Source organism: Rhizobium sp. BK377, from assembly GCF_014193935.1.
Taxonomy (GTDB): domain Bacteria; phylum Pseudomonadota; class Alphaproteobacteria; order Rhizobiales; family Rhizobiaceae; genus Rhizobium.
In genome coordinates this window covers 25,579-37,755 of record NZ_JACIAC010000001.1, presented here as the reverse complement: position 1 = coordinate 37,755, position 12,177 = coordinate 25,579, and the positions used below count along the sequence as shown (strand labels likewise).

At 58.4% G+C, this 12,177-nt stretch carries 9 protein-coding genes and 1 pseudogene; 2 read left to right on the top strand and 8 right to left on the bottom strand.

Annotated elements, in window-relative coordinates; all coding sequences use genetic code 11:
* Nucleotides 1-43 precede the first annotated feature (43 nt).
* Nucleotides 44-715, bottom strand: coding sequence for a DsbA family oxidoreductase (locus FHT92_RS00170; RefSeq protein ID WP_183747287.1), 672 nt, complete (start codon nt 713-715; stop codon nt 44-46).
* Between the two features lie 125 nt (nt 716-840).
* Nucleotides 841-2,643 carry an extracellular solute-binding protein gene (locus FHT92_RS00165; RefSeq protein WP_183747284.1) on the bottom strand — a complete coding sequence of 601 codons (1,803 nt, stop codon included), beginning with the start codon at nt 2,641-2,643 and terminating at the stop codon, nt 841-843.
* A 284-nt stretch (nt 2,644-2,927) separates the two neighbouring features.
* Here FHT92_RS00165 and FHT92_RS00160 point away from each other — a divergent pair, with 284 nt between their 5' ends.
* Nucleotides 2,928-3,599 (top strand): invasion associated locus B family protein, encoded by a 672-nt coding sequence (locus FHT92_RS00160; protein ID WP_183747281.1) that lies wholly within the window; start codon nt 2,928-2,930, stop codon nt 3,597-3,599.
* A 109-nt stretch (nt 3,600-3,708) separates the two neighbouring features.
* Here FHT92_RS00160 and hspQ read toward each other — a convergent pair whose 3' ends face one another.
* From hspQ to FHT92_RS00145, 3 genes are all read right to left on the bottom strand, one after another.
* Nucleotides 3,709-4,038 carry a heat shock protein HspQ gene (gene hspQ / locus FHT92_RS00155; RefSeq protein ID WP_183747279.1) on the bottom strand — a complete coding sequence of 110 codons (330 nt, stop codon included), beginning with the start codon at nt 4,036-4,038 and terminating at the stop codon, nt 3,709-3,711.
* A 155-nt stretch (nt 4,039-4,193) separates the two neighbouring features.
* Complete coding sequence (gene glnA, locus FHT92_RS00150; protein WP_183747274.1) at nt 4,194-5,603, bottom strand: type I glutamate--ammonia ligase; 1,410 nt, start codon at nt 5,601-5,603, stop codon at nt 4,194-4,196.
* Nucleotides 5,604-5,682: 79 nt separating this feature from the next.
* Nucleotides 5,683-6,021: a P-II family nitrogen regulator gene (locus FHT92_RS00145; protein WP_003539626.1), complete on the bottom strand. Its 339-nt coding sequence runs from the start codon at nt 6,019-6,021 to the stop codon at nt 5,683-5,685.
* A gap of 345 nt (nt 6,022-6,366) precedes the next feature.
* Between FHT92_RS00145 and FHT92_RS00140 the strand changes: the two genes are divergently transcribed.
* Entirely contained in the window at nt 6,367-7,839 is a 1,473-nt protein-coding gene (locus FHT92_RS00140) for an NAD(P)H-hydrate dehydratase (RefSeq protein WP_183821794.1), read from the top strand.
* A gap of 4 nt (nt 7,840-7,843) precedes the next feature.
* On the opposite strand, the gene FHT92_RS00135 is transcribed toward FHT92_RS00140, so the two are convergent.
* The 3 genes and pseudogenes from FHT92_RS00135 to uvrA form a co-directional block, all read right to left on the bottom strand.
* On the bottom strand, nt 7,844-8,650 hold the full coding sequence (locus tag FHT92_RS00135) for a DUF72 domain-containing protein (RefSeq protein WP_183747268.1): 807 nt from the start codon (nt 8,648-8,650) through the stop codon (nt 7,844-7,846).
* A gap of 22 nt (nt 8,651-8,672) precedes the next feature.
* Nucleotides 8,673-9,151 (bottom strand): annotated as a pseudogene (locus tag FHT92_RS00130) (N-acetyltransferase family protein).
* Nucleotides 9,148-12,072, bottom strand: a complete 2,925-nt coding sequence (gene uvrA / locus FHT92_RS00125) for an excinuclease ABC subunit UvrA (protein ID WP_183821792.1) — start codon at nt 12,070-12,072, stop codon at nt 9,148-9,150. Before uvrA ends, FHT92_RS00130 begins: the two are co-directional and overlap by 4 nt.
* Nucleotides 12,073-12,177 lie beyond the last annotated feature (105 nt).

Genomic DNA, 12,177 nt, shown 5'->3' with positions numbered 1-12,177 from the left:
CTGCCCTCGACTGCGTTTTTCAGTTTGCAGATGCTGACGCTTGTCAATTCATCCCGGCGCGTGCTTCGGCCTTTGCTGCGGCAATTTCCCTGAGGGCGCTTGCCAGCACATCCGGTGTTTGCGCGCCGCTGACGGCATATTGCTGATCGAAAATGAAGAACGGCACGCCGTTGACGCCCATGCGCTGCGCTGCGTCGATTTCCGAGAGAATGACGCTGCTGTCGGCGTCCGAAGCGAGCAGCGCGGCAATGACAGGACGCTGCAGGCCGGCCTTGTCGGCAATATCGAGCAACACGTCGTGATCGCCGACGTTGCGGCCTTCTTCGAAATTGGCCTTGAACAGCGCCGAGACGACGGCCTCCTGCTTCTGCCGGTCCTCGACACCAGCCCAGTGGATCAGGCGGTGCGCATCCAGCGTGTTCGGTCCGATCTTGATGGCATCGAAATTGAACTTGATGCCGACGTCGCGGCCATAGCCAGTCAGCATCTTGTGCGCCTCAGCCACACGTTCGGCGCCACCGAGTTTCTGCTCCAGCATCTTTTTCTGGTCGACGCCTTCGGGCGGATAATCCGGGTTGAGGCGATAGGGGCGCCAGTTGATATCGACGCCGATTTCATCCTGCACCTCAGCGATCGCCAGCTCCAGCCGCGCCTTGCCGAGATAGCACCAGGGACAGACGACATCAGAGACAACGTCGATGGTGATGCGTTCCATTGTAATTCCTATTCTGCCATCCCTCAGTGACGGTTGGCTCGATCGCACAGAAGATGTTTTCGACGATCTTTAGAGGAAGGTCGAGGCAAGAGAAAGGAAATAGAATAACGCGCCTGATGATGTGATTATTGCGCGCTCGTATCCCACCATGTCTGCAACTGATAGCCATAGAGCGGCACAGCATCCGGATGACCGATGCGCTTGTTGCGTGCAACCCACTGCTGATCGATGTGGTATAGGGGTAACACATAGTGACTGGAAATCAGCAGCCGATCATAGGAGCGCACGGCAGCCGTGAAATCCTCTGTCGAGCGCGCCCGCAGCAGATGATCGATCAGCGTATCAAGATTGGGGTCGTTGGCCCCGGCAAAGCTGTCCGTACCCTCGCGCGTGCGTGCGGCCGACGACCAGCGGCCCAGCTGCTCGTTCCCGGGCGACAGCGATGAAGTATAGGCCTTCATGATCATGTCGTAGTCGAAACTGTTCGTCCGGCTCTGATATTGCGAATCGTCGACGGTGCGGATCGATGCCGCGACGCCGATCGTCTGTAGCGAACGCTGATAGGCGACGGCGAGTTTTTCCTGATCGGGATTTTGCGTCATGATCTCGAAGGCAAGCTGCTTCCCGCTCGCATCCGCCATCTTGCCACCCTGGATTGTGTAGCCCCCCTGTTTCAGGAGGTCGACAGCCTGCTTCAGCACCTTGCGGTCGCGTCCAGAACCGTCGGTCACAGGCAGCTTATAGCTGCCATCAAGGATCGCGGGGTCGATCTGGTCCTTGATCGGCCCGAGCAGCGCCAGCTCACGCGCATCCGCCGGTACGCCAAAGCTCGAGAGATCGGAATTCTGCCAGAAGCTTTGCGTGCGCTTGTAAGCACCGGAGTAGAGGTTCTTGTTGGCCCATTCGAAATCGAAGACCAGCGACAAACCTTCGCGCACCTTGATATCGCTAAAGATCGGCCGCCGCGTATTGAAGACGAACCCGAGCATGCCGCTCGGCAGTTTCGGCTTGAACACATCCTTCACGACCATGCCCGACATTGCCGCCGGAAAATCATACGCGTTCGCCCAATGCCCCGGATTGCCTTCCAGATAGATATCAACGTCGCCTTTCTTGAAGGCCTCGAAAAGCGTCGTGTCCTGCAGGAAATACTGCACGGTAAGCTGGTCGTAATTGTCCATGCCGACCTTGGCCGGAATATCCTTGCCCCAATAGTTCGGGTCGCGCTCGTAGGTGATGCTCTCGCCCGGCTTCAGGCTCTTGATCTTGTAGGGGCCGGAGCCGATGGGCGGCGTGAGCGTGCTGCGGTCGAAACTATCGAGGTCGATCGCATGTTTCGGCAGGATCGGAAACAGGCCGAAGATCATCGGCGTCTCGCGATCTGCCTTGTCGTTGAAGGTGAAGCGTACGCTGTGGTCGCCGACCTTCTCCATCTTCGAAACGAGATTGAGGCGGCTGGAGAAGGGCACGCGTCCCTTGTCGCGCAGCAGCTCGAAGGAAAAGATCACATCTTCGGGCGTAACCGGCTGCCCGTCCGACCATTTGGCTTTCGGGTTGAGGTTGAACTGGATGAAGGTACGGTCTTCATCCCATTCCACCGTTTCCGCCAGCAGGCCGTAGAGCGTGAAAGGCTCGTCGCTCGAACGCTGCAGCATGGATTCGTAGACGAGGTTGCCGAATTGCGGATCCCACATGCCGCGCGCCGTTGTACGCATGCTTTTCAGGATAAAAGGGTTCAGGCTGTCGAAAGTGCCGACCACGCCATAGGTGATTTTTCCGCCCTTCTTCACGTCGGGATTAACGTAAGGGAAGTGCTTGTAATCGGCAGGCAGCGCCGGCGCACCGTGCATGGCAATACCATGTACGGGCTCAGCAGCGGCGGCGCCACTGATCAGCGTGAAAGCGGCGAGAAGGGCGATCCGAAGCATTCTGAAATTCCTCGATGCGTGGCGACGGGCACGATTCGGCGGCAGGGTAACATGCGAGCGTCCAATTCCAACCGGACCCGCCGTTTTCTTTACCTATGTGCCAAAATGCCGGAGAAATTGCCAAAGAAATGCTGGATATCTTCAACAGCGCGATGTAACACGTGACCCGAAGTTTTGGGGTCATGCATTTGCCTTAATTTTTTAAGAGGTGGAGTGCCGAACGACCCGGTGGTTGGGGCGGCCGAACGTAGCCCCGCAACGGATATCAGGAGACGGAATTCGTTATGATGTTCAAGTCTGAAAAGAAAATGCGGGCAGCGCTGTCCGTTATGGCAGTGGTCTTCGGTGCTTCGGCTCCGGTCTCGTCCTTCGCACAGGACGCAGCCGCCCAGGCTCCGGCAGCGTCGGCCGACGCTCCCGCACAGGCCGCCGGCGCACCGCGCCTCGGCTGGTACAAGACCTGCAGCAAGCAGGAAGACAACGACATCTGCGTTGTTCAGAACCTGGTTCTCGCCAATGGCGGCCAACTGGTGACGGCTGTTGGCCTCATCTCGGTTTCCGGCAAGATCAACCGCAAGATCCTTCAGGTTTCGGTTCCGGCCGCACGCCTGATTCCTCCGGGCATCAGCATGCAGATCGATGGCGGCAAGGGCCAGAAGCTCGATTACGCCGTCTGCCTGCCGGACAAGTGCACGGCGGAAATTCCGCTGACCGACGCCATGATCGCAAGCCTCAAGAAGGGCAGCGACGTGGTCTTCACCTCGATCAACTTCCGCCGTGCTGCCAACCCGATCAAGGTTTCGCTCGAAGGCTTCACCGGCGCTTATGACGGCGAACCGGTTTCCGAATCGAAGCTCGCCGAAAGCCAGCGCAGCCTGCAGGACAGCATGCAGAAGAAGGCCGAAGAAGCCCGCAAGAAGCTGGAAGACGCCCAGAAGGCAGCAAAGGCCCAGTAATCGGGACTTTCATGAATTGACGGAAGACCCGGCTTCAGGCCGGGTTTTTTGTCGCTAAAAGAAAGGCCCCGACATGCGGGGCCTTGCCATGCGGGTTATGTGATCCGACTTAATGGGCGAAGCTCATCTTGGGTTTGAACTGGCCTGTCGGGCTGCGGTCGAAGATCTGCTCGACCTGCGGATTGCGAAGCGGCATATCGCTTTCGTCGCTTATCAGGTTCTGCTCGGAGACGTAGGCGACATACTCGCTATCGTCATTTTCGGCAAGCAGATGGTAAAACGGCTGGTCTTTGCTGGGGCGGACTTCCGCGGGAATGGAATTCCACCATTCTTCCGTATTCGCGAACTCCGGATCAACGTCGAAGATGACTCCGCGAAACGGAAAAACCTTGTGCCGGACCACTTCGCCTATACTGAACTTTGCAACTCTTTCTTTCATGGTACGACTTCCTTTCTCACCCAATTTGGTGATCGGTCCCCCGCAAATCAAGATTTTTGCGGGATTTCGTCACATGACTGTCATCTCTGCCCATTGGCCCTTATGGCCTCAGGATCGAAAAAAGCCCCGGCGAACCAGGGCTTTCAACTCTTGTCTTATGCCGAGTAGTACATGTCGTATTCGACCGGATGCGGCGTCATTTCGAAGCGCATCACTTCGGCCATCTTCAGTTCGATGAACGCATCGATCTGATCGTCATCGAAGACGCCGCCCGCCGTCAGGAACTTGCGGTCCTTGTCGAGGCTTTCGAGCGCTTCGCGGAGCGAACCGCAGACGGTCGGGATCTTCTTCAGTTCCTTCGGCGGCAGGTCGTAGAGGTCCTTGTCCATGGCTTTGCCGGGATGGATCTTGTTCTTGATGCCGTCGAGGCCGGCCATCAGCATGGCGGCAAAGGCGAGGTAGGGGTTTGCGGTCGGATCCGGGAAGCGGACTTCGACGCGCTTTGCCTTCGGATTGGAGCCGAACGGAATGCGGCAGGAGGCCGAGCGGTTGCGGGCGGAATAGGCCAGCAGTACCGGCGCTTCATAACCCGGGACAAGACGCTTGTAGGAGTTCGTCGACGGGTTGGTGAAGGCGTTGATGGCCTTGGCATGCTTGATGATCCCGCCGATATAGTAGAGGCAGGTTTCGGAAAGGCCTGCATATTCGTCGCCGGCGAACGTCGGCTTGCCGCCCTTCCAGATCGACTGATGCACGTGCATGCCCGAGCCGTTGTCGCCGAAGATGGGCTTCGGCATGAAGGTTGCGGTCTTGCCGTAGGCATTGGCGACCTGATGAACGACATATTTGTAGATCTGCATCTTGTCGGCGTTGCGAACGAGCGTGTCGAACTTGATGCCGAGTTCGTGCTGGGCGGCAGCCACTTCGTGGTGGTGCTTTTCGACGACGACGCCCATTTCGGAGAGAACCGTCAACATTTCCGAACGCATGTCCTGGGCGCTGTCGACGGGCGGAACCGGGAAATAGCCGCCTTTGACGCGCGGACGGTGGCCGAGGTTGCCGGTCTCGTAATCCGTGTCGTCGTTCGATGGCAGCTCTGTGGAGTCGAGCTTAAAGCCGGTATTATACGGATCGGCCTTGTACTTGACGTCATCGAAGACGAAGAATTCGGCTTCCGGGCCGACGAAGATCGTGTCGCCGATGCCGGATGCCTTCAGATAGGCTTCGGCCTTCTTGGCGGTGCCGCGCGGATCGCGGTTATAAGCTTCACCGGAAACCGGATCGAGGATGTCGCAGACGATGACCATGGTCGACTGAGCGAAGAACGGGTCCATGTGCACCGTTTCGGTGTCGGGCATCAGCACCATGTCTGACTCGTTGATCGCCTTCCAGCCGCCGATCGAGGAACCGTCGAACATGACGCCGTCGGCGAACATGTCTTCATCGACGCAGGTTACGTCCATCGTTACGTGCTGCAGCTTGCCCTTGGGGTCGGTGAAGCGCAGATCGACGAACTTGACGTCGTTTTCCTTGATCTGCTTCAGGATTTCGCTTGCACTCGCCATAAGATGCTTCCTCTATTTTGTGATGACGTTAGGTTATGTACGATGAGGATGAGTGAGCTTCGCCGAAAGGCAAAGCCGGTCAGATGGCATCGATACCGGTTTCACCGGTGCGGATGCGGATGACCTCTTCGACATTGGAAACGAAAATCTTTCCGTCGCCGATGCGCCCCGTCTGCGCGGCCTTGCGGATCGCGTCGATGACGGCCTCCGCGTTTTCATCTGCGAGCACGACCTCGACCTTCACCTTCGGCAGGAAATCGACGACATATTCAGCACCGCGGTAGAGTTCGGTATGGCCCTTCTGGCGACCGAAGCCCTTCGCTTCCGTGACAGTGATACCCTGCAGACCGACTTCCTGAAGGGCTTCCTTCACCTCGTCCAGCTTGAAAGGCTTAATGATCGCTTCGATCTTTTTCATGAGAAAATGTCTCTCCGCTTCTCCCGTTACAGCAGGAATTTTCCCGCTCGCCGGATATGATGCAGATATCGTGCCAGTTTGAAATCCGTCCCACGCAAAAAATCACGGAATTTTATCCGCGCAGCGCTGTTTGCCCGCGTTTCCATGTCGCTTTGATGAAAAAAAAGGTGAAGAGGGTCGTGTTTTTATCGAAAATGGCACAAAATCTGAAAAAAGACATTCCAATTTCGACTTCCCCGGGCGTCTTGCGATTCGATGAAAAATTAATCAGATGCATAAAATATGACCTCTGGTTTTCTTGATCATACGGTTGTTTTTTAGGCGTTTTTTGAATTGAATAGGTCCATGAGCCAACGCCTTTCCGATCTCCTCCTGACACCCGCAGAAATGGCCGCGGCCGATAGGGCTGCTGCTGAATCCGGAATCGACTCTTACGGCCTGATGGAGAAGGCAGGTGCTGCGGTCGCCGCCACTGCGCTGCGGCTTTATCCGGGCGCTGTACGCTTTGCCGTCCTCTGCGGTCCGGGCAACAATGGCGGCGACGGCTATGTGGTTGCCCGGCTCCTGCAGGAGAGCGGCGCAAACGTGGAGATCTTTCATCTTGGTGATCCGGAGAAGCTGAAGGGAGACGCCGCACGGGCGAGGGCAGCCTGTGCACTGAAGGGATTGGATATAGGCAACTATGATCCGCAGCAGGGCGATATCGTCATCGACGGTCTCTTTGGTGCGGGCCTTACGCGCTCTGTCCCGTCGGACGTGGCCGAACTGATCCAAAAGGTGGAGAAGGCGCGCATTGCGGTCATCGCCGTCGATCTGCCATCCGGCCTCGACGGCCGCACTGGCGCAGTACTCGGAGCCGCCTTCCGCGCGGCGCATACCGTGACCTTCATGACCCGCAAGCCCGGCCATCTGCTGATGCCGGGCAGGGAGCTTTGCGGCAGCCTTGAGGTCTTCGATATCGGTATTCCGAGCCGAATCATCAGCGCGCAGACGGATGGTCGTGTCGATGAGAACACACCTGCCGCGTGGCGTGCTGTCATTCCGACCGAGCAGATGGAGACACACAAATATAAGCGTGGCCACCTTGTTGTATTTTCAGGTGATGCGAGCAAGACAGGCGCCGCCCGCATGTCGGCCATGGCGGGGCTGAAGGCCGGGGCCGGGCTTGTCACCATCGCCGCGCCGAGCGAAGCACTTTCCGCCAACAGCGCCCATCTGACCGCCATTATGCTGCACGCGATTGACGACGCGGCGGCATTGAAGGGCTGGCTTGAAGATGCACGTCTTCAGACCTTCGTTCTCGGCCCTGGCTTCGGCATCGGAAAGAAGGCCCGCAAATTCGTATCCCTACTGCGCGACCGTCATCTCGTTCTCGATGCCGACGGCATCAGCTCGTTCAAGGATGACCCGCAAGCGCTGTTCGATCTGTTCAGGGGAGAGCCGCGCCTCGTTCTAACGCCACATGATGGCGAGTTTGCGCGCCTCTTTCCTGATATCGCCGCAGATAAGAGGGCAGGAAAGGTGGACAAGGCACTGGCCGCCGCCGGCCGCTCTAATGCAATCATCATCTACAAGGGTGCCGATACCGTCATCGCCTCTCCGGACGGACGGGCGCTGATCAACACCAACGCACCGGTCTGGCTCGCGACCGCCGGTTCCGGCGATGTGCTGGCAGGCATTATCGGCGGCTTGCTCGCTCAGGGCCTGCCGGCATTCGAGGCAGCAGCTGTTGCTGTCTGGCTGCATGGAGAGGCAGGCCACCGCGCCGGGAAAGGGTTGACGGCCGAAGATCTCGCCGCGCACGTACTGCCCTACTGAGCGATTATTTGTCGATCCGCTTCTGCAGGGCGATCGCCCCATGCGGCGCATTAACTTTGCCCTCATGGATCATGAAAGCAAAGACGTCGCGCGGCTCGACCTTGACCTTCCTGTCCTTGTCGATCAACGGCAGGTCGTCAGGCACTTTTCCTTCGGCCCAGGTCTCAAGTCGTTTGGCCCAGTCCTTCAACTCCGGTTCCGGATAGCAGGTCGGAATGTCATCCGATCCCTTCTGAAGCCGCGTATAGACGAAATCCGCCGTCACATCGGCAATCATCGGATAGTCGAAATGCTCTGCGCAGACAGGCGCCACACCATATTTCTCAAGCAGTGCGACGAATTCCGGCACCTTGAAGGAATCGTGCCTGACTTCCACGACATGGCGCAGCTTCAGTCCGTCCTGCTTCTCCGGCAGCAGCTTCAGGAACGCCTCGAAATCATCGGGTTCGAACCTTTTCGTCGGCGCAAACTGCCAGAGCAGAGGGCCGAGATGATCGCCAAGTTCGCTGATGCCGGATGAAAGGAATTTCTCCATCGATTCCCATGCCTCTGCAAGCACACGGCGGTTCGTCGTGTAACGCGTTGCCTTTAGCGAAAAAACGAAGCCATCGGGCACATCAGCGGCCCATTTGGCAAAGACCGCTGGCTTCTGCGTGCTGTAGTAGGTGCCGTTGACTTCGATGACCTTCAGCTGGCGGCTGGCATAGTTCAGCTCGTCTTTCTGCTTGAGATCGGCGGGAAAGAAATGGCCGCGCCACGGCTCGAATGTCCAGCCGCCGATACCTACGCGGATCGTGCCCGATTTGCTCATCTGCTCCTCCTCTTGCGATCCCTCAGATCGCGCCAACCTTCTTTGCCCCATCGACCTTCTTTGTCATGTCGACGATGGTCCATCCTGGCCGATAGGGATTGGGCCGGCGACCCGTTTCCTGAAAACCGAAGGCGGAATAAAGCGCGATGTTTCGCTCCATCCGCGCATTGGTATAGAGCCGCATCTCTGGCTTTCCCCACTCCCGCGCCTTGTCCTCCAGCCAGCGCAGCATGGCCACGCCATGTCCCGCTCCCTGGAAGTCTGGCGATACCACAATGCTGAAAAGCATCACGTGGTTGGCATGGCGCTCGACGACCGCGAGCCCCGCCACGGTACCATCAGCCTCCCGTAGCAGACTTCGCCGCGCTCGATCCGCGGCTCGTAATTTTCCGTCACCGGGATCGGCGGATAGCCGAAAAGATCGGTATAGGGCTGATAGGCAGCCGATGTCAGCGTCATGACCGCAGGCAGTTCCGCAATCGTGGCGAGCCGCATCGTCATTCCGCTGCTACGACCGCCTTCTTGACCGGCCGCCGCTCCAGCAATTCCTTCAAGAACTGACCGGTATAGGAACGCTTCTCCTGGACGATGGTCTCCGGCGTGCCGACGGCCACGATCTCGCCGCCGCCGTCGCCACCTTCAGGTCCGAAATCGAGGATCCAGTCGGCCGTCTTGATGACTTCGAGATTGTGCTCGATGACAACAACCGAATTGCCCTGATTGACCAGTTCGTGCAGCATTTCCAGAAGCTTGGAGACGTCATGGAAATGCAGGCCGGTCGTCGGCTCGTCGAGGATATAGAGCGTGCGGCCCGTCGAGCGCTTCGATAGTTCCTTGGCGAGCTTGACGCGCTGCGCCTCGCCACCCGAAAGCGTATTGGCCTGCTGGCCGACCTTGATATAGCCAAGACCGACATCGAACAGAGACTGCAGCTTGTCGCGTACGGCCGGAACCGCTGCGAAGAACTCGACGCCTTCTTCCACCGTCATGTCCAGCACGTCGGAGATCGACTTGCCCTTGAAGGTGACATCAAGCGTTTCGCGGTTATAACGTTTGCCGTGACAGACGTCGCAGGTGACATAGACGTCAGGCAGGAAGTGCATCTCGATCTTGATAACGCCATCGCCCTGGCAGGCCTCGCACCGGCCGCCCTTGACGTTGAAAGAGAAGCGGCCCGGCTGATAGCCGCGTGCCTTTGCCTCCGGCAGGCCGGCAAACCAGTCCCGGATCGGAGTGAAGGCGCCTGTATAAGTGGCCGGGTTCGAACGCGGTGTGCGGCCGATCGGCGACTGGTCGATGTCGATCACCTTGTCGATATGCTCGAAACCATCGATGCGGTCGTGATCGGCAGGGATTTCGCGTGCGCCCATGACGCGTCGTGCCGCCGACTTGTAGAGCGTCTCGATAAGGAAGGTGGACTTGCCACCACCTGACACGCCTGTCACCGCCGTGAAGACCCCGAGCGGGATCGCCGCTGTGACGTTCTTCAGATTGTTGCCGCGTGCACCAATAACCTTGATCTCCTTGCCCTTCTTCGGCTTGCGCCGTTCGTCAGGCAGGGCCACGCCAAGTTCGCCCGACAGATATTTGCCGGTCAGCGATTTCGGATTGGCTATGATCTCCTGCGGCGTGCCATGCGCCACCACCTGGCCGCCATGGACGCCCGCCGCCGGGCCGATATCGACCACGTCATCTGCCGTCAGGATCGCATCTTCGTCATGCTCGACCACGATGACTGTGTTGCCGATGTCGCGAAGGTGCTTCAGCGTGTCGAGCAGGCGGGCGTTGTCGCGCTGATGCAGGCCGATCGACGGTTCGTCGAGCACGTAGAGAACCCCGGTCAGGCCCGATCCGATTTGCGAGGCAAGTCGGATACGCTGGCTCTCGCCGCCCGACAGCGTGCCGGAATTGCGCGACAGGCTGAGATATTCGAGACCCACATCATTGAGGAAACGCAATCGGTCGCGGATTTCCTTGAGAATGCGCACGGCAATCTCGTTCTGCTTGGCGTTGAATGTCGCCGGCAGTTCCTCGAACCAGTCGCGGGCGATGCGGATCGACATTTGCGTGACTTCGCCGATATGCAGCCTGTTGATCTTGACCGCCAGCGCTTCCGGCTTCAGGCGAAAGCCGTTGCAGGACGGGCAGGGTGCTGCCGACATAAAGCGCTCGATATCCTCGCGCGCCCAGGCCGAATCCGTTTCTTTCCAGCGCCGCTCGAGATTGGGTACGATGCCTTCGAAATTCTTCGAGGTGGTGTAGGAACGCGCGCCATCGGCATAGTGGAATTCGATCCTCTCCTCGGTGCCGTTCAGGATGACATCCTTGGCTTTTTCGGGAAGGTCGTTCCAGCGGCTGCCGAGCTTGAAGCCGAAATGCTTGCCGAGCGCTTCCAGCGTCTGGTTGTAATAGGGCGAAGTGGACTTGGCCCAGGGCGCGATCGCACCGTCGCGCAGTGTACGCTCCGGCTCGGGCACGATCAGATCCGGGTCGATCTTCTGCTGTGAACCGAGACCGTCGCAGGTCGGACACGCGCCGAAAGGATTGTTGAAAGAGAAGAGCCGTGGTTCAATTTCCGGAATGGTGAAGCCGGAGACCGGGCAGGCAAACTTTTCCGAAAACAGCACGCGCTCATGCGTTTCATTGAGCGACTTGTTGGCCGAGCCACCGGCCGAGGTTTCCTCAGGCGGCAGCGGCTTGTCGGCGAATTCGGCAACGGCGAGGCCGTCGGCAAGCTTCAGCGCCGTTTCGAAACTGTCGGCCAGGCGCGAAGCCATGTCGGGCCGCACGACGATACGGTCGATGACGACATCGATATCGTGTTTGTATTTCTTGTCGAGCGTTGGCGCATCGGCGATCTCGTAGAACTGCCCGTCAACCTTGACGCGCTGGAAGCCCTTTTTCATGAGCTCCGCCAGTTCCTTCTTGTACTCGCCCTTACGGCCCCGGATCATCGGCGCCAATATATAAAGACGTGTACCTTCCTCGAAGGCGAGCACACGGTCCACCATCTGACTCACTGTCTGGCTCTCGATCGGTAGGCCGGTGACCGGCGAATAGGGAACGCCGACACGTGCAAACAACAGGCGCATATAGTCGTAGATTTCGGTGACGGTGCCGACGGTCGAGCGCGGATTGCGCGAGGTCGTCTTCTGCTCGATCGAGATTGCCGGCGACAGGCCGTCGATCTGATCGACATCAGGCTTCTGCATCATTTCCAGGAACTGTCGCGCGTAAGCGGAAAGGCTTTCGACATAGCGGCGCTGGCCCTCGGCATAGATCGTATCGAAGGCGAGCGAGGATTTGCCGGAGCCGGAAAGGCCGGTCATGACGATCAGCTTGTTGCGCGGCAGATCGAGGTCGATGCCCTTCAGATTATGCTCGCGCGCGCCACGGATGGAGATCGTCTTCAGTTCGCTCATCGTCTCTGCTTCAAGTGGTTTGGGGATCACAGCCCTTATTTAGTGATGCCAGCGGGCGAGTCGAGGCTGAATGTCCGGAACAACAAAGGTTTTCGATTCTGTTGA

Coding starts and splice junctions, on each gene's coding strand:
- FHT92_RS00170 (WP_183747287.1), bottom strand. CDS start 715: ATGGAACGCATCACCATCGACGTTGTCTCTGATGTCGTCTGTCCCTGG.
- FHT92_RS00165 (WP_183747284.1), bottom strand. CDS start 2,643: ATGCTTCGGATCGCCCTTCTCGCCGCTTTCACGCTGATCAGTGGCGCC.
- FHT92_RS00160 (WP_183747281.1), top strand. CDS start 2,928: ATGATGTTCAAGTCTGAAAAGAAAATGCGGGCAGCGCTGTCCGTTATG.
- hspQ (WP_183747279.1), bottom strand. CDS start 4,038: ATGAAAGAAAGAGTTGCAAAGTTCAGTATAGGCGAAGTGGTCCGGCAC.
- glnA (WP_183747274.1), bottom strand. CDS start 5,603: ATGGCGAGTGCAAGCGAAATCCTGAAGCAGATCAAGGAAAACGACGTC.
- FHT92_RS00145 (WP_003539626.1), bottom strand. CDS start 6,021: ATGAAAAAGATCGAAGCGATCATTAAGCCTTTCAAGCTGGACGAGGTG.
- FHT92_RS00140 (WP_183821794.1), top strand. CDS start 6,367: ATGAGCCAACGCCTTTCCGATCTCCTCCTGACACCCGCAGAAATGGCC.
- FHT92_RS00135 (WP_183747268.1), bottom strand. CDS start 8,650: ATGAGCAAATCGGGCACGATCCGCGTAGGTATCGGCGGCTGGACATTC.
- uvrA (WP_183821792.1), bottom strand. CDS start 12,072: ATGAGCGAACTGAAGACGATCTCCATCCGTGGCGCGCGCGAGCATAAT.